The organism is Dactylosporangium thailandense (assembly GCF_059739745.1).
This window is the reverse complement of the sequence record NZ_AP029195.1, coordinates 11974547-11999171: the sequence shown is the minus strand read 5'-3', so window position 1 is coordinate 11999171 and position 24625 is coordinate 11974547. Positions and strand designations below refer to the sequence as shown.

Sequence of the window (24625 nt, the reverse complement as noted above, 5' to 3'; positions counted from 1 at the left end):
ACGTGACGCTGCACGTCAACGGGCGCGAACACCAGCTGCGGCTCGACAACCGCAGCACGCTGCTCGACACGCTGCGCGAGCAGCTCGAGCTCACCGGGGCGAAGAAGGGCTGCGATCACGGGCAGTGCGGGGCGTGCACGGTTCTGCTCGACGGGCGGCGGGTGGTCAGCTGCCTGGTGCTCGCGTGCTCGGTGGACGGCGCCGCGGTGACGACCGTCGAGGGGCTCAGCGCGGGGCGGGGGCTGCACCCGATCCAGGAGGCGTTCATCGCGCACGACGCGATGCAGTGCGGGTTCTGCACGCCGGGGCAGGTCTGCTCCGCGGTCGGGCTCACGGCGGAGGAGACCGAGTCGCCGGCCGCGATCCGGGAGGCGATGAGCGGCAACATCTGCCGGTGCGGGGCCTACACGCACATCGCCGCGGCCGTGTTCGAGGTGGCGGCGGCGGTATGAGGCCATTCGAGTACGAACGACCCGGCGACGGGCCCGGGGCCGTCGCCACCATGGCGCGGCCGGGGGCGATGTTCCTGGCCGGGGGCACGAACCTCGTCGACCTCATGAAGCTCGGCGTCACGTCCCCGGAGCTGCTCGTGGACATCACGGGCCTGCCCTACCACGGCATCGAGACGGGCGAGGGGGTGCGCATCGGAGCGCTGGTGTCCAACACCGAGCTCGCCCGCGACGAGACGATCCGCCGCCGCTACCCGGTGGTGTCCGAGGCGATCCTGGCCGGCGCGTCGGGGCAGCTGCGCAACCGGGCGACCGTCGCCGGCAACCTGCTGCAGCGCACCCGCTGCCGGTACTTCCAGGACGTCACGAAGGCGTGCAACAAGCGCTCGCCGGGCACCGGCTGCGACGCCCGCGACGGGGAGCATCACGACCTGGCGATCCTGGGCGCGTCGCCGCAGTGCGTCGCGACGAACCCGTCCGACCTGGCGGTGGCGCTGTCCATCGTGGACGCTTCGGTGCACTATCTCGGGCCCCACGGCCCGGCCGCGATCAGCGTGCACGACCTGTACCGCCGGCCCGGCGACCGCCCGGACCTGGACACGAACCTGCCCCCGGGGTCGCTGATCACCGGGGTCGTCCTGCCCGAGTGCCCCATCGCCGCCGGCTCGCGCTACCGGAAGGTCCGCGACCGTGCGAGCTTCGCCTTCGCGGCCGGCTCGGTCGCGGCCGCGCTCGACGTGCGCGACGGCATCGTGCACGACGTGCGGCTGGCCTGGGGCGCGGTCGCGCACCTGCCGTGGCGGGCCTGGGCCGCGGAGCGGGCGCTGCGCCACGGGCCGGCCACGCCCGAGCACTACGCCCGGGCCGCCGAGGAGGAGCTGGCGTTCGCGAAACCGTTGCGCGACAACGCGTACAAGATCACGCTCCTGCGGAACCTGACCGTCGAGCTGCTGCGGGAGTTGACGCCGTGACCCTCCTCGAGACGACTGTCCACATCGGACGCGCGGAGCCGCGGCTCGAGGCGCGGGACAAGGTGACGGGGCACGCGCGGTACGCCGCCGACCACCCGATCCCGGGCGCCTGCCACGCCTGGCCCGTGCCGGCCGGGTTCGCCCGCGGCCGGATCACCGCCGTGGAGGCCGAGGCGGCGCTCGCCCTCGACGGGGTGCTCGCGGTCATCTGGCACGCGAACGCGCCGCGCCTGGAGCCCGTCGACGATCCCATGCTCCTGCTGCTGCAGTCGCCCGAGGTGTCGTACTACGGCCAGATCATCGCCCTCGTCGTGGCCACGACGCCGGAGCGGGCCCGCGAGGGCGCCGAGGCGGTGACGGTCCGCGCCGACGTGTCCCCGCCCGACGCCGTGCTGCGCGCCGACCACCCCGGCCTCTACGAGCCCGAGATCGTCAACGCCGGCTACCGGGGCCGGCTGGACCGCGGCGACTTCGACGCCGGATACGCCGCCTCGGCGGTGCGGGTCGACGCCACCTACCGCACCCCGACCGAGCACCACGTGGCGATGGAGCCGCACGCGACCACCGCCTTCTGGGAGCGCGGGCGGCTCGACGTGTTCGACTCGACCCAGGCGTCCTCGACGGTCCGCGAGACCCTGGCCGCGCTGTTCGGGCTGGCGCCGCAGCTCGTGCGGGTGCACAACGAGCACGTGGGCGGCGGCTTCGGCTCCAAGGGCACGGCGCGGCCGAACACGGTGCTGGCCGCGCTGGCCGCCCGATGTGTCGGCCGCCCGGTCAAGCTGGCCGTGCCGCGCTCGATGGTGTTCGCGCTGGGCGGGTACCGCACCCCGACCATCCAGCGTGTCCGGCTCGGCGCCGACAGCACCGGCCGGCTGCTGGCGATCGGGCACGACTCCATCAGCCAGACCTCGCGCCTGACGGAGTTCGCGGAGCAGTGCGCGGTGGTCAGCCGCGTGCACTACGCGGCGCCGAACCTGACCACCAGCCACCGCGTCGTGGCGCTGGACGTGCCGCCGCCGACCTGGATGCGGGCGCCCGGCGAGTGCCCGGGCTCGTTCGCGCTGGAGTCGGCGATCGACGAGCTGGCCGCGGCCGGCGGCTGGGATCCGGTGCGGCTGCGCATCGGCAACGACACCGACCGGGACGCCGAGGGGCGGCCGTTCTCCAGCCGGCACCTCGTGGAGTGCCTGCGCGAGGGCGCGAGCCGGTTCGGCTGGGCCGATCGCGACCCCCGCCCGGCGGCGGTGCGCGAGGGCCGCTGGCTGCTCGGCACCGGGGTCGCGGCGGCGTCGTTCCCGGCGATCACCTGGCCGTCGACGGCGACGGCGCGGGCGACCGCCGACGAGCACTTCGAGGTCGCGGTCAACGCGGCCGACATCGGCACCGGGGCCCGCACGGTGCTGCGCCAGATCGCCGCGGACGCGCTCGGGTGCGACGAGATATGCGTGGAGATCCGGGTCGGCGACAGCGCGATCGGCTACGCGACCGTCGCGGGCGGCTCGATGGGCACGTCGTCGTGGGGCTGGGCGGTGACGAAGGCGTGCCGCCTGCTGCGCGAGCGGATCGACCGGGTGCACGGCGGCGAGGTGCCGCCCGAGGGGGTCGCCGTGACCGCGGACACCACCGCGGACATCGCCGCCCGGGAGGAGTACGCCCGCCACGCCTTCGGCGCCCAGTTCTGCGCGGTGCGCGTGGACCCCGAGACCGGGGAGGTGCGGCTGGACCGGATGCTCGGCGTGTTCGCGGGCGGCCGCATCGTGAACCCGACCACGGCCCGCTCGCAGCTCATCGGCGGGATGACGATGGGCGTGTCGATGGCGCTGCTGGAGCAGACGGTGCTCGACGCGCGCTCGGGCGCGTTCGTGACGGCGGACCTGGCGGCGTACCACGTCGCCGTCAACGCCGACATCCCGCGCATCGACGTCACGTTCGTGCCCGAGACGGACCCGCACCTGAACCCCATGGGCTCGAAGGGCCTCGGCGAGCTCGGGATCGTGGGCGCGGCGGCGGCCGTGGCCAACGCGGTCCACCACGCCACCGGGGTGCGCTGCCGATCGCTGCCCATCACGCCCGCCCTGCTGCTGCCGGCCGTGCCAGGATGAGGCCATGGCCATTCCGGACTACCGCGCCGCGGACGCGATCGCCGTGCGCGCCAGCGTCACGCTGCTCGACGGCCCGCTCGACCTGACCCTGCCCACCCCGTGCGCCGGCTGGACCCTCGCCGACCTGCTCGCGCACATGACCGTCCAGCACCTCGGCTTCGCCGCCGTCGCACGCGGGGAGTCGTGGCCGCTCGAGCGCTGGGCGCCGAAACCGCTCGGGGCCGACCCGGCCGCCGGGTACGCGGCCGCGGCCGACGAGGTGATCGCCGCGTTCGCCGCCGTGGACCTGGACCGGGACGCGCACTTCGCGGAGCTCGCGCCGGTGCCGATCCCGGTCCGGCGGGGCATCAGCGCGCACGCCATCGACTACGTGGTGCACGGCTGGGACGTGGCCACGACCCTCGGCCGGCCGTGGGAGCTGCCCGAGGACGTGCTGGAGACGACGTGGCCGATCGCCGAGGGGGTGCCCGACACGACGAAGGCGTTCGCGGCCCCGCGGCCCGCACCCGCGGGAGCGTCCACGATGGACCGGATCCTGCTACGCCTCGGGCGCGTACCGCGCTAGCGCCTCGACGGGCGGGATCACGTAGTAGGCGCCGGTGAGCGGGGCCGTGTAGCGCGTCAGCGCGTCGCGCACCCCGTCGCCGACGCCGGCCATGCGGCGCAGCATCTCCGCCAGGGGGTGCTGTGTCGCGCAGAAGCCGACGAACATCGTGCCGTGCTCGCGCACGGTGCCGTAGGCGGTGTTGCGGCGCAGGATCTTCAGCTCCTCGCCGTCCTGCTCGATCACGGTGCGGGCCACGTGCGAGGTCGGCGGCTTGTGCTCGTCGTCGAGCTCGACGGAGTCGGCCTTGGTGCGGCCGATGACCGCCTCCTGCTCGGCGACGGTGAGCGCCTCGAACGCGTCGGAGTCGTGCCGCCACTGCTGCACCAGGGCCACGCTGCAGCCCGCGGCCGGGCCCTCGGCGAGCGCGGCGACGGACGGGGCCTGGCTGCGCGGCGGGTTCTCGGTCCCGTCGATGAAGCCGGTCAGGTCGCGGTCGTGGTGGTACACCCAGCCGGCGACCTCGGTGGCGGTGACCGCGACGGTCTCGAGGATCGCCAGCGCGGCCCGGGTGTAGTCGAACAGGGCGGTGCGGTCCGCGCCGGCCAGCCACAGCCAGGCGTCGTGCTGGGTCGCGGGCATGGTGAACCCGTCCGGGCCGGCGATCGCCTCGGTGAAGTCCGCGGCGACGACCGGCTCCCACAGCGACGGGCGGACGCCGACGACCACGTTGATGGCGCCCGTCGCGGGCATCGGCTCGCCGACCGCGGTCAGCGCGGTGAACAGATCGCGCGGCGCCGCCCCCGGGCGCAGGTCGAACTCGAGGTACGCGTGCTCGGCCAGGGCCGCCGCGAAGATGCCCGGCTGCGGGGTCGGTGCCATGCGCTTGATCGTAGGCGACAGGACATTTGTCACCGCCGGACCGCGATCGACGAATCTGCCCGGCGGCCGGCCGCGACCCTAGCGTCGATGTCATGAACGCGGTCGATCTGCAGAACCTCTCCTACGCCTACGGCGGCGTGCGGGCCGTCGAGGACGTGACGCTGTCGGTGCGGACCGGCGAGGTCGTCGCCGTCCTCGGTCCCAACGGGGCCGGCAAGTCCACGACGCTGCTCATGCTGCTCGGACTGCTGCCGCCGAGGACCGGCACGGTGCGGCTGCTCGGCCGGGAGCCGTCGGCCGCGGCCGCCGCCGGGCTCGTCGGCGCGATGCCCCAGGCCGGTGGGCTGCTCCCCCGGTCCACCGTCGGCGACCTGCTGCGGTTTCTCCATGACGTGTACCCCCACCCCATGCCGATCGCCGAGGCGCTCGAGCTCGCCGACCTGACCGGGCTGGCCGGGCGGACGGTCGAGCGGCTCTCCGGCGGCCAGGCCCAGCGGCTGCGGTTCGCGATGGCGGTCATCGGCCGCCCCGACCTGCTCGTGCTCGACGAGCCGACCGCCGCGCTGGACGTGGAGGCCCGCCGCGACTTCTGGACGGCGATGCGCGCCTACGCCGGCCAGGGCCGCACGGTGCTGTTCTCGACGCACTACCTCGAGGAGGCCGACGACAACGCCGACCGCATCGTGGTGCTCGACCGCGGGCGGGTGATCGCCGACGGCACCGCCGCCGACGTGAAGCGGCGGGTGGCGGTGCGCACGGTGAGTGTGACCAGCCTCGATGCCGACTATGCCGCGCTCCCCGGCGTCGTGACGGTCGCCGAGCGGGCCGGGCGGACGGTGCTGACCAGCACCGACGCCGACGCCACCGTCCTCGCCCTCGCCTCCGCGGGCCTGCTGCGCGACCTCGAGGTCGTCGGCGCCGGGCTCGAGGAGGCCTACCTCGCCCTGACCCGCCTGGAGGCCTGACCATGCTGCCCTACATCCGCCTCGAGCTGCGCCGGCTGATCCGCACCCCCGGGCTGCTCATCTTCACCGTGCTCATGCCGCTGCTGAGCTACGTGCTGTTCACGAACATCAGCACGGTCACCGGGCAGGACAAGAGCATCGCCGCGGTCTACACGATGGTGTCGATGGCCGGGTACGGCGCGATCGGCGGCCTGCTCAACTACGCCTCCGGGCTCGTGATCGACCGCTCCGTCGGCTGGCTGCGGCAGCTGCGGCTGACCCCGCTGCCGCCGGTCAAGGTGGTGCTGGGCAAGGGGCTCGCCGCGATGGCCGCCGGGCTGCCGCCGGTGCTCGCGCTGTGCCTGGCCGCGGTGCTCATCAACGGGGTGCGGCTGGACGCCTGGCGGTGGCTGGCGATCCTGCCCCTGCTGTGGGCCGGGGCGCTGCCGTTCGCGCTGCTCGGGCTGGGGCTGGGCTACCTGGCCACCAGTCAGACCGCGCAGCCGCTCAACCTGCTGGTGTACCTCGGGATGTCCATCCTGGGCGGGCTGTGGCTGCCGCTGTCCATCATGCCGTCCTGGGTCGCGGCGATCGGGCGGCTGCTGCCCACGTACGCGTACGCGGACATGTCGTGGCGGGTCGCGTTCGGCGGGGCGCCGAGCCTCGGCGACGTCGTGACGCTGCTCGTGTGGCTGGTCGCGTTCACCGGGCTGGCGATCTTCGGCTACCGCCGCTCGGTCCGCCGCATCGCGGTGCTGTGAAAGGGTGGGCGGCATGACGCGCGGGAACCGTCCCACGATCGGCGGGATGATCTGGGTCGCGGTGTGGACGTTCCCGCTCATCGATCCGCTGACCAACGCCACCAGCACGACCGCGGTCGCCGGGCTGGTCGCGTTCGAGCTGCTGTACGTCTTCACGGCCGCCCTGGGCTTCGACTCGCTCGCCGTCACCCGCCGCCACCACGTCCTCTTCGGGCTGGTGGCGGCGCTCGGGGCCGGGCTCGCGCTCACGCAGGGCTCGCACTGGATCGTGCTGCTGCTGTTCGTGTCGACCTGCGGCGTCGCGGTGTACACCGGGACCGAGCGGCCGGTCGGCGCCGTGTGGGTGCTCGCCGGCGCGCTCGCCGCGCAGATCGGCATCGGGCTCGCGGTCGGCGCCGACTGGTGGCAGACCGGCAGCGTCATCATCGGCACGATCCTGTCGTCGCTGCTCGTCGGGGCGGTGCGGCAGATGATGCGGCTCGTCCGGGAGCTGCAGCACACCCGGGAGGCGCTGGCCGAGGCGGCGGTCGCCGAGGAGCGGCTGCGCTTCTCCCGCGACCTGCACGACCTGCTCGGCCACACCCTGTCCGTGATCGTCGTGAAGGCGGAGGTCGTGCGGCGCATCGCCGAGCGCGACCCGGCCGCGGCGGCGGCCCAGGCGGCCGACATCGAGCAGGTCGGGCGGCGGGCGCTGGTCGAGATCCGGGAGGCGGTCACCGGCTACCGCGAGACCGGCCTCACCGCCGAGCTCGCCCGTGCGAAGGGCGCCCTGACCGCGGCCGGCATCACCGCCGAGGTGCTGCGCACCGCCGACCCGCTGCCGGACGCCGCCGACCGGCTGCTCGCATGGGTGGCGCGGGAGGCGGTGACGAACGTGATCCGGCACAGCGGGGCGGGCCGGTGCGACATCTCGGTGACGACGACCGGCGGGGCGGCGGTGCTGCACGTGAGCGACGACGGCGACTTCGCCCCGGACGCCCCGGCGCCGGAGCCCGGCAACGGCCTGCGCGGCCTCGGGGAGCGGCTGCTCGGCGCGGGCGGGGCGCTGGAGACGGGCCCCCGGCCCGAGGGTGGGTTCATGCTGACTGCGAGGCTGCCGCTGTGACGATTCGGGTGTTACTGGCCGAGGACCAGGGCATGATGCGGGGCGCGCTGGCGCTGCTGCTCGGCCTGGAGCCCGACCTGGAGGTGGTCGCCCAGGTGAGCAGCGGCGACGCGGTCGTGCCGGCGGCGCTGGAGGCCCGGCCCGACGTGGCGCTGCTCGACATCGAGATGCCGGGCGGGGACGGGATCAGCGCGACGGCGGAGCTGCGCCGGAGGCTGCCCGGGTGCCGGGTGCTGATCCTGACGACGTTCGGGCGGCCGGGGTACCTGCGGCGGGCCATGGAGGCGGGCGCCAGCGGCTTCCTGGTGAAGGACGGGCCGGTGGAGTCCCTGGCCGCGGCCGTGCGGCGGGTGCTCGCCGGCGAGCGGGTGGTCGACCCGGAGCTGGCCGCGGCCGCGCTGGCGGCGGGGCCGGACCCGCTGACCGAGCGGGAGCGCGACGTGCTGCGCGAGGCGGCCGACGGCTCGACGGTCGCGGACATCGCCAAGCGGCTGCACCTGTCGGAGAGCACGGTGCGCAACTACCTGTCGGCGGCGATCACCAAGACGGGGACCCGGAACCGGATCGAGGCGGTGGGCGTGGCGCAGTCCCGCGGGTGGCTCTGAAAGTTGAGTCGAGGTGACTCAGGTCACGTTCGCGGACGGAAGACGGTGGGCACCCCCGAGGTTGTAAGACTTGAGCGACACGGGCTCAACCTTGGAGGGACTGCATCATGTTGCTGCGCACCGCACCGTTGCGGAATGTTGACGCGTTCGACCAGTTCTTCGGCTCGCCGGTTCGCGGCGGCGCCACCGCCGCGCTGGACGCGTACCGCGACGGGGACACCTTCTTCGTCGAGATCGACCTGCCCGGCGTCGACCCGGCGACCATCGACGCCACCGTCGACCGCAACGTGCTCACCGTCCGCGCCGAGCGGACCCGCACCGAGCGCGAGGGCGTCCGCCGCGTCATCACCGAGCGCCCGACCGGCACCGTGACCCGGCGCCTGGTCCTGGGCGACAGCCTCGACACCGAGCGGCTCGAGGCGAGCTACGACGCCGGCGTGCTCACGCTGAGCATCCCGGTGACCGAGCGGGCCAAGCCGCGCCGGATCGAGATCGGCACGGCCCCGCGCGAGCTCGCCACCGCGCGGTAAAGAATGCCGGCCCCGCGCTGACGGGCGCCGAGGGCCGCGGTCCCCGAGGGGGCCGCGGCCGTCGCGTTTCCGGGGCGATTCGGAATCGATCGTCGTCGCCACAGCCGGTTATTCCCGATGCGCTCGCGGTGATCATCCGGCGTATTTGCCCGGTGGCAAAATGCCCCGGAGGCGGTGGCGGGGCGTCCGACGGGTGGGACGGGGCCGGCGGCAAAGGGTGGCGGCGAGGGTGCACACCGTCCCGGCGGCCGGTCCGCGCAATTGCGGCGGGGCGCCCCCGGCGGCAAAGGCGACCGGCCTCGGCGGCAAAGGCGACCGGATCGATCGGCAATGCGCGGGGTCTTAGCGAATCCGCGCGGGGCGCGGGCCCCGAATGGGGAAAGCGGCTGCCCGAACGACCGTATGGCCTCAGGAATGCAAAACGGGCCGGGTGCACGATTCGTGCACCCGGCCCGCCCGCTTCGATCACGTCACGCCCGCGGGCGTGCGGTCAGCGGCCCGCCTCGGCGTGGTAGCGGTCGACGATGTCCTGCTTGATGCGGCCCCGGTCGGACACGTCGATGCCCTTGGCCTGCGCCCACTCGCGGATCGCGCGGTTCTGGTCGCGATCCCCGCGGGTCACGCTGCGGCCCCGGGCCTCCCGGCCACGCGAGGTCGCCACGACACCGCCGCGACCGATCTTCGTCGCGGCGGCGACGAAGGGAGCCACCGCGTCGCGCAGCTTGGCCGCGTTGCCGGCGGACAGGTCGATCTCGTACTGCACGCCGTCGAGCGCGAAGACGATGCTCTCGGCGGCGGGCTTGCCGTCGATGTCGTCGATCAGCTCGTGGATGACGCGTTTTGCCATGAGTGGCCTTTCCTCGGTCGTACCCAGGTGTAGAGAACCGTTGTGCAGAACTATGCGCACCGAACCGATCCGGGCCTCGGCACCGAGCGCACCGGCCGTATCATTCGGACACAAACACATTACTTGGCGACATGCTACGCCCATGACTCGGGCGAGATTACCTCCACACTAGCTCTTTCGTCCGCCCGGCACCGAAATCGGCATGTCACGAAACGCATACAACACGAAACGCACACGATCGGTAAAGACGACGCGGCGAATAGGCGTGATCGGCGTGCCCCGATCGCGTCAACGGCCACCCCGGGCGGATGGCGGGAACTCACCCGAGAGCCGCACAACATCGCAGTCGTGGAGTCAGGCGAGTATCCGCAGCGACAGCAGCAACGCGCCACCGACCACGAGGAGCAGCCCGCCGACGGAGGCGATCCGCACCAGCCACGACCCCTCACGCACCAGGCGGGTCCAGTGCAACAACTGGGCACGGGTGAAGCCGAGCAGCCGGCGGGCCCAGGCGAACTCCATCGCGAGCAGCGCCAGGCCGGCCAGGATGACGACCCAGCCCGGGCCGGGCAGCGGCAGGAGCACCACGCCGACCGCGATGACCAGGGTGCCGACGACCGCGACGGCGATCTTCACGCCGAGGCGGCCGAGCGGGGTGGAGTACGCCCGCGCCCGCATGCGCAGGTAGGCATCGCGCACCCGGTGGACTCTCGCCCGCGCGGGCGAGAGGGCGGGTCGATCGGGGGCGGTGGCGGTGTCGCGTGGCTGGTCGGGCACCGTTCCATGGTCCACGCTCCGGCAACCGGGGAGCACCATGCCCGGCAAATCGGACTAATTACGCATAGTCACCACATACGGGACGAGAATCGGCGAAGTTCGCATCCATGTGGCCGGTACAACCACGGCCACGACACGCCGAAAGTCACCCTCGCGAGCCGGGAGAGGTCCGGAATCAGGCGTAACGCCCGACCCGTCCACCTCACTGCCGCGCAATTCTCGTTCCCATCACGCAAAGAGCCGTCACTCCCATGCGCCACAGGACGTTACCGGAATGAATTGACGTACGGCCCACACGTCACGTCAAGGACCCCGACCGCGCCCAGAAAACCAGACATCGCACGCAGGATGTTCGGTTGACGGCAAATCGGGCCCAGAAACACTACAGAGTGAGATCGTAGAATCACTGCGCGTAACACTGGGAATCGCCTCAACATAGGAGAGGCGGGGCACGGCATGCTCCGCGAGCGGTGCCGGGGGGAGTACGACATGAGCGCTATCCGACCATCGACCGTCGAGGTCGAGACATCCCTACGACTCGTCGCGCCCGACGCGACCGCGCTGCCGGTGCGAGCCAGCCTGCGCTATGACCCGAACGACCCGTACGCGGTCCACGTGCTCTTCCATGCGGAGTCCGCGGGCGGCGAGCCGGTCAGCTGGTCGTTCGCGCGGGAGCTGCTGTTCACCGGGCTCGACGAGCCCGCAGGCATCGGCGACGTGCGCGTCTGGCCGTGGAACGGGCCACGTGGCGACTTCGTCGCGCTGGCGCTGTCCTCGCCGGACGGCAATGCACTCTTCGAGGTGCCACGCAGCGTGCTGGTGCGGTTCCTGCGGCGCACCTACAGCGTGGTGCCGCGCGGTCACGAGACCGACCACCTCGATGTCGACAACGCGGTGAGCCGGCTCCTCGCCGGCCGCTGAGCTCGACGGCGCGCCCCTCACCGGCCGGCCGCGGACCACCTCCGCGGCCATCGCGCGGCACCACCCGCCCGCCGGAGAATCCCGCGCCGACCAGTACCCGCCGGCCCTCACCTGCCACCCGCGGTACACCCGAACACGAGCGAAACCGGGCGCCACGCCATGCCCTCCACCTCCGGCACTCCGCCAGATGCCGGGACCGGGGCCGGCGTGGCGCCCGACGCGTTGAGCCGGGCGCCCGCACCGGGATAGCCTCCCTGCGTGACGGGGGGCCTGATGGGTGCGTCCAGGCGCGGACCGGCCGACGTCGGGTCCTTCGCCGGCACCGCCCTGAGCCTGATCGGCCGCCACTTCCCCACGCTGCTGGCGGTCGCCGCGGCCGGCTTCGCCGCACGGTGGGGCGCCACGCGCCTGGCCGTCGTCGCGAGCGCCTGGCACCCGCTCGCGGGCACGCTGCTGCTCATGGTCGTGCCGCTGCTGGTGCTCATGACCTACGTGTTCATGATGCGCGTCGTGCGCGGCTCGCTGCCGTTCGCCCGCGCCGCCCACGACCGCGCCGGCACCTGGCACGACGGCATCCTCGACCACCTCGGCAGCGTGCTGCTGCCCTTCCTGGCCGTGTGGTCGGCGCAGGGGTACCTCGACGACACCATCGAGCGCTACCGGTACGCGGTATGGGACGACTACCACCAGGCCCGCTTCGCCGCCGTGCTCGAGGGCGGCCCGATGCCGCTCACCGACACCCAGCGGCTGGACCTGGGCCTCTCCCCCGCCGTGCTCGCGGTCGTCGCCGTCGCGTTCGCCGCGCGCTGGGGCCTGGGCCGGCTGCGCAGGCCGCGCGAGGAGGGCGCCCCGCCCCGGGGCCCGCACTGGCTGGGCCTGCTCGCCGCCTACCTCGAGTCGGTCTGGCTGATGCTCGTGTTCATCCCGCTCGCCGCGCTCCCCGGGCTCGCCGGCGACTGGTTCGGCGGCCTGCGCATCGGCTCCTGGCTCGGCGCGGTGCGGGCCGACATCACCGGCGGACTCGGCGACATCGGCAACCCGTTCGCGATCGCCGCGGGCGCCGTGTTCGTCGTCGCGGGGCTGCTGCTGGCCAACGCGCAGACCGTCGTGCTCGCCCCGGTCGCGTGGCTCACCGTCGGCGCGGTCGTCTACGGCCACCGCCCGGCCGACCTCGCCCGCGACCACGAGGAGCGCCACGCCGGCCGGGCCGGCCTCGTGCGGCAGTGGGCGAGGCGTCAGGTCCGCGACGAGTTCAACGACCGCTTCGGCCCGCTGCTGGGCGGCCTGCGGCTGCTCGCCCGCGGGAGCACCCGGCCGCTGCTGCTGTTCTGCCTCCTCTTCGTGGCGGTCTCGCCGCTGGTCGTGGACGGGCGCCGGCTCGGCGGCCTGGAGGCGTGGCTGTGGGATCTCGAGCGCTGGATCGCCGGCCCGCGCGACGACCAGACCTGGCTGTTCCTGGACCAGATGCTGAACCCGCTCAACGAGATCGTCGCGAACGTGGTGCTGGTCTGCCTGCTGAGCGCGGCGATCGACCGGCTGGTGCTGGCGCAGCGGCTGGACCCCGAGCTGCGCGACGCCGCCGCGCTCCCGGAGCCCGCCGACGCCCCCGAGCCCGTCCCGGCCGCGGCGGCGTGGGCACCCGCGGCCGAGGCGCCGGCGCGCAACCCGGAGGCGCCGTTCGCGGTGCCGATCGGAACCCCGCCCGCCGATCCGCCTCCGCTCGCGGAGGACGACGCGACGCAGGAGATGGCCGCGCCCGCACCCGCGCCTCCGGTCCTGGAGGACGACGCCACGCAGGAGGTGGCGGCGTCACTGCTCACGGCGCCGCCGCTCACGGCGCCGCCGCAGGACGCGACGCCGGATGACGCGACGCAGGAGATGGCGCTGCCCCGCGTCCGGCCCGAGGACGAGCCGACGCGCGAGATCGGGCGGTTCTAGGGCCGCGGCAGGCGGGCGTAGGACGGGTACGCGGTCGGAACGCCCACGAAGAAGGCCGCCGGGGTCGCGCCGGCCGGGAGCAGGAAGTAGTAGTCGCGCTGGTAGGGGCCCTCGCTCGCGGGCGCCGAGGCACCCGCCGCCCGGGGGCGGTCGCAGCCACCGCCGGACGGGAGGCCGACCGGGGACAGCTCCACCGGCCGGTCCCCGAACCGCCGCGCGCCGCCGTCCTCCAGGTAGACCGTGCACCCCGCGAGGGCCCCGGCGTCGGCGGTCTCGTACGTGACCTTCGCCTGCCACACCCGCCCGCCGCCCAGGTCGACGGGCTTGCCGGAGCGGTCGGCCGGGGACTCGACCTCGGTGACGGCGTCGAGGCGCATCCGGGCGCCCGCGTACGTCACCCAGCCGCCCTGCGCCCCCGTCACCGGCACGTGCGGCTCGGTCGGGTTCTCGAGATAGACGTGGGCGTCGCGGAAGTAGGGCCCGGCGAGCGCGGCGGCGACGGCCGGGACGAGCAGGAGCAGGCCCCAGCGGTTGCGTCGCCACCAGCCCCCGTTCACGCCGCGAGCCTCGCGTCCGGGACGTCCAGCGGGGTGGACTGGCCGAGCCACTGGGGTACCGATGCGGCAATCGGCACTTCGGCCAGGGTCAGCAGGCCCGGTCCGAGGCCCGAGTGCTCGCCCAGGAGCAGGGTCAGGTCCTTCGCGTCCCTGGCGACCTCGAAGACGATGTGGCCCTCGACCCAGACGCCGGGCTGGAACGCGCGGCCGTCGGTGAGGGGCTGGGTGACGCGGCCCGTCGCGCTGAAGGTGCGGTCGCGGTCGTCGCGCAGGCGCGCGTACTGCAGGATCACCGGCTCCCGCGTCGCCGCCACCCGGACGCGGACCAGCACCCACACGCCGGTGGTGTCGAGGGTCAGGCCGTTGCGCGGGTGCTTGAGCTTCGTGCCGCCCGCCGCGTCGAGGACGACGACCTGGAAGGTGTCCACGTCGACGACGCCGCCGGCCTTCCCGGGCCGCAGGAAGGGCCGGCCGCCGTGCTCCTGATCGGGCTTGAGGCGCACGACCAGCGCCCCGGCCGCGACCGTCGCCAGCACCAGCAGCGCGGTGACCATCCGGGTCCGCAGCGGCGGGCCGGCCCTGCGGTGCCGGGCGGCGGCCGGCGGTGCGGACCGGTCGGTGGCGACCATCAGGAGGCCGGTTTCGTGTCGATCGGGACCATCGCCACCGCGGCCGGCCGCTCCTTCGCCGGCAGCCACGCGCCCTTGTTGCTGGCGTTGTCGAAGGTGTACGTGAGGGCGAAGATGTCCACCTGCAGCTCGGTCGGCACCGGCGCCTCGGCCCGCTGCTCCCAGAAGTAGCCGAACCGGGCCGGCACGCCGGGCTGCACGGCCGCGTTCTCGGCGGCGTCGGCCGCGCCCGCCACGTGGTCCGCGTACTTCGCCGGCACCCCCTTGACCCCGTGGATCCGCAGGGCCTGGGTGTGCAACAGGGTGCTCTCGCCGGCGTCGGTCACCTCGACCGTGGCGACCACGACGATCCAGCGCCAGCCGCTGTTCTCCTTGTGCCGCAGCGGCGGCAGCTCGTCGAGGGCCCGCACGCCGAGCACGGTGACGGTCCAGCCGCCGGCCGCGTAGGGCTGCCCGACGGTGAACTTCGGCGGCCCGTCCGGCGCGGCCTTGTCGAAGCCGCCGAACGCGCCGGAGACCAGGATCGCGACCGCCGCGATGCCGGCCACGAGCCAGCGGACGGGGGCGTTGAGCAGCGCCAGCCTCAGCCGTCCGGCCGGCGGCGGATCGGCCGTCCCTGCCCCTGGGCTCGCCACGCCGCAGAGCATACGACAAGCCGGGGCGCCCGCCCGAGGTCCCGCGAACGCCGCTCAGCCCGGCGGGCGCCCGGTGCCGGCGACCCGGATCTCGCCCCACGGGTTGAGCTCGAGCAGCCGCGCGGGGACCGGGTCGGCACCGGCCGGGCCCGCCAGGAGGACCTCGCGGCGGCCGGCGCGCAGCAGGGCCACCACCTCGGGGCCCGCGGACATCCGCGCACTCCAATGGAACCGGCCGTCGATGGGCTGGAACTGGCCGGAAACGCGCAGCTCAACGGCGTAGGTGCGCCCCTCGAACGACAGCGAGGCCTTGACCGGCGGCGATTCCTCGGGCATGGTACTGACTAGTACCAACTACCGGCCGGTAACGTCAAGGAGTCCGCCATGCCGGATGTCGCCGCCGCTCGCGAGGCCACCGCCGCCCGCCTGCTGAAGATCTCGGCCGGCAACTCGTACGACCCCGAGATCGACATCGACTGGGCCGCGCCGCAGCCCGCCGGCCTGCTCTACGCCCCCGAGCGCCGCCTCTCGCTCTACGGCACCGAGCTGTGGGACGCGCTCACCCCCGAGCAGCGCGTCGAGCTCTCCCGGCACGAGGTGGCCAGCATCGCGAGCATCGGCATCTGGTTCGAGGTGCTGCTCATGCGCATGCTGCTGCGCCACGTGACCGGGATGGACCCGCGCAGCGGGCACGTGCAGTACGCGCTCACCGAGGTCGGCGACGAGTGCCGGCACAGCGTCATGTTCGGCCGGATGATCGACGCGCTCGGCACGCCCGCCTACCAGCCGGCCGCGGTGCACCGGGCGCTCGGGCGCTACCTGGGCGCGACCGCCGGCGGGATCCAGACGTTCGCGGCCGCGCTCATCGCCGAGGAGATCCTCGACGCCCTCCAGCGCGAGGCGATGGCCGACGGGAGCCTCCAGCCGCTGGTGCGGATGGTCTCGCGGATTCACGTGGTCGAGGAGGCAAGGCACATCCGGTTCGCGCGCGACGAGCTCGCCCGGCAGGTCGCCTCCGCGTGGAGACCCCGGCGGTGGTACTGCCAGATCATCGTCGCCCGCGCCGCGTACACCGTCACCCACACGCTCATCAACCCGCAGGCGTACGCGGCGGTCGGGCTGGACCCGGCCCGGGCCCGCGCGGTCGCCTGGGCGAACCCGCGCTTCCGCGAGACGCTGCGGTGGGCCGGCACCCGCGTGACGACCTACCTGCAGGAGCTCGGCCTGGTCGAGGGCCCGGCGAAGTCCGTCTGGCGGGCCGCCGCGCTCATCTGAGGGCTGTGTTCTCGATCACGGGACGAGGCGCGGCGACCGCGCTACTGTTCATGGAGTCGGTGTGCTGTGTGTCCCCGGGCCTCACCACACTGCCTTCACGGAATACCGTTCGGCTGGAGCCGTGTCGCGCCTATCGCCGCGAGGCGACCTGGCACACCGACCCTAAACGTTCAGCCCAGATCAGCGCGCTCAGATCAGCACCGCGTAGACGACCAGGTTGTCGCGGTACGAATGGCGCGCCTGATCGAAGGTGCCCCCGCACGTGATGAGCCGCAGCTCCGGCACCGGCGTCGGCCCGTAGACCCGCGCGCTCGGGAACTGGGCCTTCGCGTAGTGCTCGCTCGCCGTCACGCGGAACGTCAGCCAGCCGTCGCCCCGCTGGACGTCGACCGTGTCCCCCGCCGCGAGCTCGTGCAGCCGGTAGAAGACGGCCGGGCCGGTCTTGGAGTCCACGTGCCCGGCCAGCACCGCCGGGCCCGCGTCGCCGGGGTAGGTGCCGCCGGTGAACCAGCCCGCCTCGCCGAACGCCTTCGGGCTCTCCAGCACCCCCGCCGCGTCCATGCGCAGGTCCTCGAGCGGCGTGTCCACGCCGAGCTTCGCGATGCGCAGGCGGGTCGGGGGCGCGTCCGGCGCGGCGTTCGCGGCCGACAGGTCGATGCTGTGCGGCACGATCCAGGTGGCGTCGCCGGCGTCGATGTCGACCCGGCGGCCGACCAGCGTCGCGGCCCCGGCGATCATCGGCGCGGCCAGGGCCAGCACGCACCCGATGAGCATGAGGGTCCGGCGCCGGGTGGCGGTCAGGTGCAGGCGCTGCCGCAGCGCCCGGTGCCTGACCACCCTTCCGGTCTTGCCCATGGGGTCGAGCGTAGGCCGGTTACGCGGCCGCCGCCGTGCGGGAACGGCCCCGGCGCCAGAGCAGGCCGCCGGCCACCGCCAGCAGGACCACGGCCACGCCGCCGCCGATCGGCAGCAGCGGGTTGAGACCCCGCTCGCCGGCCGTGCCGCCGGCGCCGGTGTCCACGCCGCCCTCCGGCACCCCGCTGCTGGAGGCGTCGGTGCGCAGCTGCGCGGTCAGGCCGCCGCTGCCGTCGAGGATGATCAGCGAGTACACCGCGCCGGCCTTGAGCGGGGCGGTCACCGTCGTCGCGGCGCCCGTCGCGCCCGGGGCGGAAAGCCGCAGCGTCCAGCGGCCGGGGTCGACGGTCTGGTACGACGTCGTCGTGGCGAACTGCACGCCGTCGGCGATCTTCGCGCCGCCCGACACCGAGACGTCCAGCACCGGCTGGCGCACCGAGGCCTGGATGACCCGCACCTTCGCCTTGCCCGGCTCCGGCAGGCCGAGGTCGTCGGCGATCACCTTCAGGCCGAGGTCGGCGAACTTGCCGGTGCCCGCGACCGTGTAGGCCTTGCCCTCCTCCACCGTCGCCTGGGTGCTCAGCACCGGCGCGGCCGAGGCCGGGTCGCCCTTCTTGCGCATCGCCACCGCGTAGGTGCCGGGCGGCAGCGGCAGATACTTGGAGACGGTGCCGTACGCGACGGCGTCGAACTTCTGCTGCGGGATGGCGCCGGTGACCGAGCTCAGATAGACGTCGACCGCCGGCGTGTCGGGCGAGAGGTGGGCGAGGCGGACGTACCCGACCCCGGCCGCGGCCGCCGGCGAGGCGTCCACCATCGTCAGTCCCAGGCCGAGGAGCGCCGCGGCGGCCAGCGCCGCGAGCCGCCGCCGCTGGGGAGCAGCGAACACGTTTGTACCCCCTGCTGTGCGCACAGCGAATGCTGGAGATTCCCGAGTGGAACGCACCCGGCGGGGGTTTGAAAGTGAGTAATCCGCGCGGGCACCGTAAGCACTGATCGCGGTGAGTCTGGCACGTCGCTGAGCAACACGCCACCCGCACTGGGCAGGGATCATCGCGCCGTGTGTACGGTGCCCGACGCTGTGCTGCGGCACAACCTCCGGACGGACGAGGCAACCTACTCTTCGGTACCGATCAATCTCTTGATCGGGATCTCTACATCTGGGTGCCGAAGTCCTGGGTCCAGATCGCCGTCTTGCCCTGGTAGGCCAGGCCCACGCCCAGGTCCTTGAGCTTGCAGTTGAGGATGTTGGCGCGGTGCCCGGAGCTGTTCATCCAGGAGTTCATGACCTCTTCGGGCGTGCGCTGGCCCTTGGCGATGTTCTCGGCCGCGTTCGACCAGCGGTATCCCTCGTTCGAGATCCGGGTGGCGAAGGAGGTGCCGTCCTGCGAGTCGTGCGAGAAGTAGTCCTTGGCGGCCATGTCGGCCGAGTGCTTGTACGCGGCCGCGCGCAGCTTCGCGTTGTAGGCCAGCGGCTGGCAGCCGGCCTTCGCGCGCTCGGTGTTCACGATCGCCAGGACCTGGTTCTCGTACGCCACGTTGCTGCCCCCGCCCGCCGCGGTCGTGGGCTTCTTGGTCGTCGGCGTGGGCTTCGGGGCCGCGGCGGTGGTCGGCGCCTTGGTCGTCGGGGCCGGCGCGGTCGAGGCGTTCTCGGCCGGGGCGCTCGAGCCGGCGGCACCCGGGTCGCCGGAGGCGCCCGCGAACAGGTCACCGGCCTCGGTGGTGGCCGAGGCGCCGGCGGCGAGGTTGGACTGCGGGGAGGCGTTGGAGCTCTTGGACAGCAGCAGCGAGCCGCCGAACGCGACCGCGCCGACCACGACGAGGGCGACGGCGCCGATGGCGACCACGAGCAGCATGCGCTTGCCGCGCCGCGCGTCGTCCGGCTCCGGGGCCTCCTGGTAACCGCCGTACGGGCCCCGCTCGTTCTCCGGGGCCTCCTGGTAACCGCCGTACGGGCTCCGCTCGTTCTCCGGCGCGTCCTGGTAACCGCCGTACCGGCCCGGCTCGTCGTAGAAGCGCCGCTCCGGCTGCCCACCGCGGTCGCCCCAGCCGTCGCGGGCGGGCTCGGCACCGTACGGGTCGTAGCGGTCGTACCGGTCCGGGTAACCGTCGCCGTACGCTGACACCAGAGCCTCCAGGCATGCGTGCGAATCGAAGCCGCACCTGACACTAGAAGGCCGGGAGCGCCGGATTCGCCCGCGGAAGCCGATTTAACGACGGTCTAAGCCAAACTTATGCCGTGCCTGCGGCCGGTAGCAGGGCGCTCACCACGCGGCGCAGCACCGCCGTGGCGCCCGCCACGTCGAGGTGCAGCTCGTCGCGCCACATCGACCAGCCCGCGAAGGTCACGGCGACGGTGAGCGCGTCCACCACCTCGGCGCGGGCGCTCCCGGCCGCCTCGAGCTCCGGGGCGAAGAGCGTCTGCAGCTCCTCGCGGGCGATCTCGAGGTACCAGGCCCGGTTCTTGCGCAGCTGCGCCGAGAACGGCTCGCGGATGCGCGCGGCGCGGGCGGCCGGGGCGATGAGCTCCAGCAGGCGGGCGCGCTGGGCGCAGTACCGCTCGATGCGCTCCTGCAGCGGCAGGTCGGCCGGGATCGGGCGGTACTCGGCGCGCTGGCGCTCCATGAGCCGCTCGCCGGCCGCCGCGAACAGGCCCTCCATGTCCTTGAAGTTCGTCCACAGCGCGCGCAGCGACACCCCGGCCCGATCGGCGATCCGCTCGGCGGTGGGCCGCAGCTCACCCTCCTCGAGCAGCGCGAAGTGCGCGTCGGTGATCGCCCGCCGGGTGCGTTCGGCCCGTAATGTGCGCCCGTCCACCCGCGGCCGCACTCCCGCTTCGTTCATGACCTGACAGCCTACGTGCCACACCCTCGGGCGACCCTCTACGGTGAGGTACGTGGCAGTGCGCAGCGTGCACGACATCGACATCGAGCTCCCCGCGTTCGACTCCGGCGAGCTGGAGCCGGTCAGCGCTCCGTGGGGCGGCAACCTCAACGAGGCCCACGTGCAGACCGGCCGCGCCATCCGCACCACGCTCATCGACGCCCGGTTGCGCCGCTCCCACCTGGAGAACCTCGACCTCAACGGGGTCGTGTGGGAGGACGTGACGATCACCGGCTGCCGGTTCGAGAAGGTCGACTTCACCGCGGCGCGGCTGACCGGGCTGACCCTGGAGCGGGTGCATTTCGTCAACTGCAAGCTGACGTGGGCCAGCCTGGGCGAGTCGCGCCTGTCCGACGTGCTCTTCGAGGGCTGCCGGCTCGACGGGGCCACGCTCGACGAGGTGAACACCACCGGCCCGACCGGGTTCGTCGGCTGCGTGCTGGTCAACACCAACCTGCGCGACTGCGTGCTGCCCCACGCGGCGATGCAGGGCTGCCGGCTGCGGCAGATGTCGTTCGAGAGCTGCGACCTGCGCGGCGCCGACCTGCGCGGCAATCAGCTGTCGGAGGTCAGCGGGATGACCAGCCTGCGCGGCGTGACGATCGAGCCGGCGCAGCTGCCCGGGCTCACCGACGCGGTGATGCGGGACCTCGGCGTGATCGTGCGCGGCCCGAAGGGTTGACCCGCCAGCGTGGGCGGCCGTGCGGGAACGTGCGGTGCTCGTCCGGGCTGAGCGGGGGCGGCGGCGGGTCCTCGACGCAGATCGCCGGCGCCGGCATTGCCGGGCCGAGCAGGTCGCGCGGGTCGGCCTCCAGGGCGCCCTCGATGGTGGCGAACGTGGCGATGTCACTCATCCCGGCGGCGACCCCGAGCCAGGAGCGGATCGCGGGCGACGGCGCGGCCAGGCGCAGCTCGCCGCCGCGGGCGCGGGCCATCCCGGCCACCCCGACGAGCAGCTCGGCGCCCGTGGTGTCGCACACCGTCACCTGAGACACGTCGAGCACCAGCCGGGGCTCGTCGGCGACCAGGAGCCCGGCGAGCACCGGCCCGATCGTCACGACGGTCCCCTCCACGAGAAGCCCGTGCAGGGCCAGCACGACCGCACTCATCGCTGATGACGGTACCGACCGCGCTCCCCCGGCGTCAGCGGCCGCGCGGCCGACCCCGCCCGCGCCGTTCAGCCCGCCGGGGGTCGACGGACGCCGATGATCATGCCCGAACCGTGGGCCAGCTCCACGGCGACCAGCTCCGGGTCGGCGAGCAGCGCCCGGCGCACCCCGTCCTGCTTGGCCCGGAAATCATCCGGCCATCCCTCGACCGGGGTCATGTCGTCGACCACGAGGGTCCCCCGGGGGTTCAGTTTGGCGACGGTACGGTCGAGCCCCTCGATCTTCCCGCCGAACGCATCGGCGAACACGAGGTCGAACCCGCCGGGCGCCGCCGCGAGGAACTCGAGCGCGTCGGCCACGTGCAGGCGCACGAAGGACGGCCAGTCCCCGGTCGCGGCGACGGCCGCGACCGCCGGGTCGGCCTCGATCGAGTCGACGGTGACATCGGTGCGGGGGCGCAGGCCCTCGGCGATCCAGGCGGTGCCGGCCCCGGCGCCGGTGCCGATCTCCAGCACCCGGGCGCCCGGCGGCAGGGCGGCGGCGAGGGCCGCGAGCAGCCGCCCGACCTCCGGCTCGCAGGACTGCCCGAAGCCGTTGGCGGCGGCCCGGGCGTACGCGGCATCGACGAGGTTCACGGCGGCGACCCTACCGAAGATCGTCGCGCTCCGCGTGCAAAGCTGTGCCCCGTGAAGTCACTGCCACTGCGCGTCCTCACCCCCGCCGCCGCCGTCCTGCTGGCCCTCGGCGCCTGCGGTTCCCCGTCGCAGTCGCCGGACAAGGCCTCCAAGGACGGCCCGGAGCAGACCGCCACCAACGCGTTCGAGGTCAAGGACGACGTGAGCGTCGTGGAAGTCGACAGCGAGGGCGGCGCGATCGCCATCAAGGCCGGCAGCGGGGCCACCATCAAGGTGACCGAGACGATGAAGTTCAAGAGCGACAAGCCGGGCCGCAAGCAGAGCATCGACGGCGGGGAGCTCATCCTCGGCTCGGGCGGCTGCCCGAAGAGCGACTGCTCGATCTCCTACGAGATCGAGATGCCCTCGACGCTGAGCGTCCGGCTGGACAGCTCCGGCGGGCGGATCGAGCTGCACGGGCTCACCGGCCTGATCGACGTGCAGTCCGACGGCGGCGGCGTGAACGGGGAGGGGCTCGCCCCGCCGGAGTTCAACGCGCGCACCGGCGGCGGCCCGGTCGACCTCAAGGTCACCCAGGCCCCGGACCGCATCGACATCGACAGCGGCGGCGGGAACGTGAACCTGCGGCTGACCTCGGACGGGTACGCGGTGGACGCCCAGCTCGACGGCGGCAAGCAGACCGGGTCGATCAAGACCGACCCGGGCTCGGTGCACAAGGTGCGCATCGCCACGGGCGGCGGCAGCCTCACGTTCGTGTAGGAGGCCGCTCGCCGGCGCGGCTAGTCGGTGAGCGCGCTGTAGATGAGCTGGCGCAGCTGGGGGCGCAGCGGGTAGGTGCTCGACGGCAGCAGCTGGGTGTAGAAGCCCACGGTCAGCCGCTCGACCGGGTCGATCCAGAAGGCCGTGCTCGCCGCGCCGCCCCAGTAGTAGGTGCCGGGGCTGCTGAACACCCGGGCCGGGACGGGGTCGCGGACCACGGCGAAGCCCAGGCCGAAGCCGACGCCCTCGAACGTCGTCTCGGCGAAGCCGCCGGTCTGCACCGTGTCGAGGTCCACGTCGCCGGGCAGGTGGTTGCGGGTCATGAAGGCGACGGTGCGCGGGGCGAGCAGCCCGTCGCCGCGGCGCAGCAGCATGGTCATGAACTTCTGGTAGTCGGCGGCGGTCGAGATCAGGCCGCCGCCGCCCGCCGGGGCCTTCGGCTCCTCGAACGCCATGTCGCCCACCGCGTCGAAGCGCACGCGGCGGCCGTCGGGGCCCGGGACGTACAACGCCGCCATCCGCGGCTCGCCCGGCGCCACGGACCAGGTGGTCTCGTGCATGCCCAGCGGCTCGAGGATTCGGGTGCGCACGAACTCCGGCAGGGACATGCCCGCGACCACCTCGACCAGGCGGCCGAGCACGTCGGTGCTGACCCCGTAGCCCCAGGCGGTGCCCGGCTGGAACAGCAGCGGCAGCGCGGCGAAGTCGCGGCAGGCCTCGGCGAGGTCGGCGCCGGGCCTGGTGGTCAGGTCGTAGCCGGCCTTGCGGTACAGGGCGTCGACGACGGAGGTGTTCAGGAAGCCGTACGTCAGCCCGGACGTGTGCGTGAGCAGGTGCCACACCCGGATCGGCTCGGCCGCCGGGACCGTGAACGGCTGGCTCGCCGAGCCCTTGTCGTAGACCCTCATGTCCCGGAACTCGGGCAGCCAGTTGCTGATCGGGTCGGTGAGCTCGAAGTGGCCCTCCTCCCACAGCAGCATCGCGGCGACGGAGGTGACCGGCTTGGTCATCGAATACAGCCGCCAGAGGGTGTCGGGTTCGACCGGCCGCCCGGCCTCGGCGTCGCGCTGCCCGTAGACGCTGTGGTGCACGACCTTGCCGTCGCGCGCGATCGCGAGCTGCCAGCCGGCCAGGCGGCCGTCGTCGACATATCGCGCGAAGTGGGCGTCCAGGCGGGCCAGCCGCCGTGCGTCGAACCCGGCCTGCTCTGGCGCCACTTCGCGATCAATGCTCACATCTCGGGACTGTAGATCGTGGCTCACGAAAGCGCGAGCTGCTCGGCCCCCTCGACGACCCGGTCGACGAACCCGTAGTCCTTCGCCTCCTGCGCGGTGAACCAGCGGTCGCGGTCCGAGTCGGCCTCGATCTGCTCGTAGGTCTGCCCGGTGTGCTCGGCGATGAGCCGCTGCATGGTCTTCTTGGTGTAGAGCATCTGCTCGGCCTGGATGGCGATGTCGGCCGCGGTGCCGCCGATGCCGCCCGAGGGCTGGTGCATCATGACCCGCGAGTGCGGCAGCGCATAGCGCTTGCCGGGCGTCCCGGCGCTGAGCAGGAACTGGCCCATCGACGCGGCCATGCCCATGACCACGGTCGACACGTCGTTCTTGATGAACTTCATGGTGTCGTAGATCGCCATGCCGGCGGACACCGAGCCGCCCGGGGAGTTGATCCAGAAGGCGATGTCCTTCTCGGAGTCCTCGGCGGCGAGCAGGATCAGCTGGCCGCAGATGCGGTTCGCGCTCTCGTCGTTCACCTCGGTCCCGAGCACGATGATGCGCTTGCTGAGCAGGCGCTCGAAGACGGCGCTGTCGAACGGGATCTCAATATCGGCCATGCTGTCGACGGTATTGCCTCGGCGGCCCGTTGAGATCCCCCGTTCGCCGTGAGCGTGTTCGCTGTCAGCGTCACGGCT

At 73.3% G+C, this 24625-nt stretch carries 29 protein-coding genes; 14 read left to right on the top strand and 15 right to left on the bottom strand.

All coding sequences use genetic code 11. The features are described 5' to 3' along the window. Positions 1-2 precede the first annotated feature (2 nt). From AC6JBM_RS54105 to AC6JBM_RS54090, 4 genes are read left to right on the top strand one after another with little or no spacing between them, the layout of a single operon-like run. On the top strand, positions 3-452 hold the full coding sequence (locus tag AC6JBM_RS54105; protein WP_497986738.1) for a (2Fe-2S)-binding protein: 450 nt from the start codon (positions 3-5) through the stop codon (positions 450-452). Further along, a complete protein-coding gene (locus AC6JBM_RS54100) occupies positions 449-1420 on the top strand; it encodes an FAD binding domain-containing protein (protein ID WP_497981241.1) in 972 nt (323 codons plus the stop codon). Before AC6JBM_RS54105 ends, AC6JBM_RS54100 begins: the two co-directional genes overlap by 4 nt. Then, positions 1417-3522 carry a xanthine dehydrogenase family protein molybdopterin-binding subunit gene (locus AC6JBM_RS54095; protein WP_497981240.1) on the top strand — a complete coding sequence of 702 codons (2106 nt, stop codon included), beginning with the start codon at positions 1417-1419 and terminating at the stop codon, positions 3520-3522. The genes AC6JBM_RS54100 and AC6JBM_RS54095 overlap by 4 nt, the downstream gene beginning before the upstream one ends. A 4-nt stretch (positions 3523-3526) precedes the next feature. Then, positions 3527-4087, top strand: a complete 561-nt coding sequence (locus tag AC6JBM_RS54090) for a TIGR03086 family metal-binding protein (RefSeq protein WP_497981239.1) — start codon at positions 3527-3529, stop codon at positions 4085-4087. On the opposite strand, the gene AC6JBM_RS54085 is transcribed toward AC6JBM_RS54090, so the two are convergent. Further along, the gene (locus tag AC6JBM_RS54085) at positions 4061-4948 is read right to left on the bottom strand and encodes a Dyp-type peroxidase (RefSeq protein ID WP_497981238.1); all 888 of its coding nucleotides are present in this window, start codon (positions 4946-4948) and stop codon (positions 4061-4063) included. The genes AC6JBM_RS54090 and AC6JBM_RS54085 overlap by 27 nt on opposite strands. Positions 4949-5040: 92 nt before the next feature. Here AC6JBM_RS54085 and AC6JBM_RS54080 point away from each other — a divergent pair, with 92 nt between their 5' ends. The 5 genes from AC6JBM_RS54080 to AC6JBM_RS54060 all read left to right on the top strand — a co-directional run bounded on the left by AC6JBM_RS54080 (position 5041) and on the right by AC6JBM_RS54060 (position 8893). Beyond that, the gene (locus tag AC6JBM_RS54080) at positions 5041-5913 is read left to right on the top strand and encodes an ABC transporter ATP-binding protein (protein WP_497981237.1); all 873 of its coding nucleotides are present in this window, start codon (positions 5041-5043) and stop codon (positions 5911-5913) included. A 2-nt stretch (positions 5914-5915) separates the two neighbouring features. Further along, on the top strand, positions 5916-6653 hold the full coding sequence (locus tag AC6JBM_RS54075) for an ABC transporter permease (protein ID WP_497981236.1): 738 nt from the start codon (positions 5916-5918) through the stop codon (positions 6651-6653). Positions 6654-6666: 13 nt separating this feature from the next. Then, positions 6667-7758: a sensor histidine kinase gene (locus tag AC6JBM_RS54070; protein WP_497981235.1), complete on the top strand. Its 1092-nt coding sequence runs from the start codon at positions 6667-6669 to the stop codon at positions 7756-7758. Then, entirely contained in the window at positions 7755-8363 is a 609-nt protein-coding gene (locus AC6JBM_RS54065) for a response regulator transcription factor (RefSeq protein ID WP_497981234.1), read from the top strand. Before AC6JBM_RS54070 ends, AC6JBM_RS54065 begins: the two co-directional genes overlap by 4 nt. Before the next feature lie 107 nt (positions 8364-8470). Beyond that, positions 8471-8893, top strand: a complete 423-nt coding sequence (locus AC6JBM_RS54060) for an Hsp20/alpha crystallin family protein (protein WP_497981233.1) — start codon at positions 8471-8473, stop codon at positions 8891-8893. 490 nt (positions 8894-9383) lie between these two features. Here the strand turns inward: AC6JBM_RS54060 and AC6JBM_RS54055 are convergent, their stop codons facing one another. After that, positions 9384-9740, bottom strand: a complete 357-nt coding sequence (locus AC6JBM_RS54055) for a histone-like nucleoid-structuring protein Lsr2 (protein ID WP_350617469.1) — start codon at positions 9738-9740, stop codon at positions 9384-9386. Positions 9741-10094: 354 nt separating this feature from the next. Next, positions 10095-10556 (bottom strand): TIGR02611 family protein, encoded by a 462-nt coding sequence (locus tag AC6JBM_RS54050; RefSeq protein ID WP_497981232.1) that lies wholly within the window; start codon positions 10554-10556, stop codon positions 10095-10097. A gap of 450 nt (positions 10557-11006) precedes the next feature. Between AC6JBM_RS54050 and AC6JBM_RS54045 the strand changes: the two genes are divergently transcribed. After that, the gene (locus AC6JBM_RS54045) at positions 11007-11438 is read left to right on the top strand and encodes an SsgA family sporulation/cell division regulator (protein ID WP_344503366.1); all 432 of its coding nucleotides are present in this window, start codon (positions 11007-11009) and stop codon (positions 11436-11438) included. A gap of 258 nt (positions 11439-11696) precedes the next feature. After that, positions 11697-13376: a hypothetical protein gene (locus tag AC6JBM_RS54040; protein ID WP_497981231.1), complete on the top strand. Its 1680-nt coding sequence runs from the start codon at positions 11697-11699 to the stop codon at positions 13374-13376. Here AC6JBM_RS54040 and AC6JBM_RS54035 read toward each other — a convergent pair. From AC6JBM_RS54035 to AC6JBM_RS54020, 4 genes are read right to left on the bottom strand one after another with little or no spacing between them, the layout of a single operon-like run. Further along, positions 13373-13933 carry a hypothetical protein gene (locus tag AC6JBM_RS54035; RefSeq protein WP_497981230.1) on the bottom strand — a complete coding sequence of 187 codons (561 nt, stop codon included), beginning with the start codon at positions 13931-13933 and terminating at the stop codon, positions 13373-13375. The two genes, AC6JBM_RS54040 and AC6JBM_RS54035, sit on opposite strands and share 4 nt — an antisense overlap. Beyond that, the gene (locus tag AC6JBM_RS54030) at positions 13930-14562 is read right to left on the bottom strand and encodes a DUF4352 domain-containing protein (protein ID WP_497981229.1); all 633 of its coding nucleotides are present in this window, start codon (positions 14560-14562) and stop codon (positions 13930-13932) included. The genes AC6JBM_RS54035 and AC6JBM_RS54030 overlap by 4 nt, the downstream gene beginning before the upstream one ends. Then, positions 14562-15197, bottom strand: coding sequence for a hypothetical protein (locus AC6JBM_RS54025; protein WP_497981228.1), 636 nt, complete (start codon positions 15195-15197; stop codon positions 14562-14564). Before AC6JBM_RS54025 ends, AC6JBM_RS54030 begins: the two co-directional genes overlap by 1 nt. 54 nt (positions 15198-15251) lie before the next feature. Continuing rightward, positions 15252-15533, bottom strand: coding sequence for a DUF4873 domain-containing protein (locus AC6JBM_RS54020; protein WP_350617457.1), 282 nt, complete (start codon positions 15531-15533; stop codon positions 15252-15254). 48 nt (positions 15534-15581) lie between these two features. Between AC6JBM_RS54020 and AC6JBM_RS54015 the strand changes: the two genes are divergently transcribed. Next, on the top strand, positions 15582-16472 hold the full coding sequence (locus AC6JBM_RS54015; RefSeq protein ID WP_497981227.1) for an AurF N-oxygenase family protein: 891 nt from the start codon (positions 15582-15584) through the stop codon (positions 16470-16472). Between the two features lie 189 nt (positions 16473-16661). Here the strand turns inward: AC6JBM_RS54015 and AC6JBM_RS54010 are convergent, their stop codons facing one another. From AC6JBM_RS54010 to AC6JBM_RS53995, 4 genes are all read right to left on the bottom strand, one after another. Continuing rightward, the gene (locus tag AC6JBM_RS54010; RefSeq protein ID WP_497981226.1) at positions 16662-17327 is read right to left on the bottom strand and encodes a class F sortase; all 666 of its coding nucleotides are present in this window, start codon (positions 17325-17327) and stop codon (positions 16662-16664) included. 19 nt (positions 17328-17346) lie between these two features. Beyond that, positions 17347-18216 carry a DUF4397 domain-containing protein gene (locus AC6JBM_RS54005; protein WP_497981225.1) on the bottom strand — a complete coding sequence of 290 codons (870 nt, stop codon included), beginning with the start codon at positions 18214-18216 and terminating at the stop codon, positions 17347-17349. 265 nt (positions 18217-18481) lie between these two features. After that, complete coding sequence (locus AC6JBM_RS54000) at positions 18482-19453, bottom strand: CAP domain-containing protein (RefSeq protein ID WP_497981224.1); 972 nt, start codon at positions 19451-19453, stop codon at positions 18482-18484. A gap of 106 nt (positions 19454-19559) precedes the next feature. Next, positions 19560-20171: a TetR/AcrR family transcriptional regulator gene (locus AC6JBM_RS53995; RefSeq protein WP_497981223.1), complete on the bottom strand. Its 612-nt coding sequence runs from the start codon at positions 20169-20171 to the stop codon at positions 19560-19562. A gap of 52 nt (positions 20172-20223) precedes the next feature. On the opposite strand from AC6JBM_RS53995, the gene AC6JBM_RS53990 reads away from it, so the two are divergent. After that, positions 20224-20892 (top strand): pentapeptide repeat-containing protein, encoded by a 669-nt coding sequence (locus AC6JBM_RS53990; protein WP_497981222.1) that lies wholly within the window; start codon positions 20224-20226, stop codon positions 20890-20892. On the opposite strand, the gene AC6JBM_RS53985 is transcribed toward AC6JBM_RS53990, so the two are convergent. Then, positions 20837-21319, bottom strand: a complete 483-nt coding sequence (locus AC6JBM_RS53985) for an STAS domain-containing protein (RefSeq protein WP_497981221.1) — start codon at positions 21317-21319, stop codon at positions 20837-20839. The two genes, AC6JBM_RS53990 and AC6JBM_RS53985, sit on opposite strands and share 56 nt — an antisense overlap. 68 nt (positions 21320-21387) lie before the next feature. Then, positions 21388-21954, bottom strand: a complete 567-nt coding sequence (locus AC6JBM_RS53980) for an O-methyltransferase (protein ID WP_497981220.1) — start codon at positions 21952-21954, stop codon at positions 21388-21390. Positions 21955-22005: 51 nt separating this feature from the next. Between AC6JBM_RS53980 and AC6JBM_RS53975 the strand changes: the two genes are divergently transcribed. Beyond that, the gene (locus AC6JBM_RS53975; protein ID WP_497981219.1) at positions 22006-22713 is read left to right on the top strand and encodes a DUF4097 family beta strand repeat-containing protein; all 708 of its coding nucleotides are present in this window, start codon (positions 22006-22008) and stop codon (positions 22711-22713) included. Positions 22714-22733: 20 nt separating this feature from the next. Here the strand turns inward: AC6JBM_RS53975 and AC6JBM_RS53970 are convergent, their stop codons facing one another. Together AC6JBM_RS53970 and AC6JBM_RS53965 are read right to left on the bottom strand one after the other, a co-directional pair. Beyond that, entirely contained in the window at positions 22734-23948 is a 1215-nt protein-coding gene (locus AC6JBM_RS53970; RefSeq protein ID WP_497981218.1) for a serine hydrolase domain-containing protein, read from the bottom strand. A gap of 23 nt (positions 23949-23971) precedes the next feature. Then, positions 23972-24547, bottom strand: a complete 576-nt coding sequence (locus AC6JBM_RS53965; protein ID WP_433078551.1) for an ATP-dependent Clp protease proteolytic subunit — start codon at positions 24545-24547, stop codon at positions 23972-23974. Between the last annotated feature and the right edge of the window lie 78 nt (positions 24548-24625).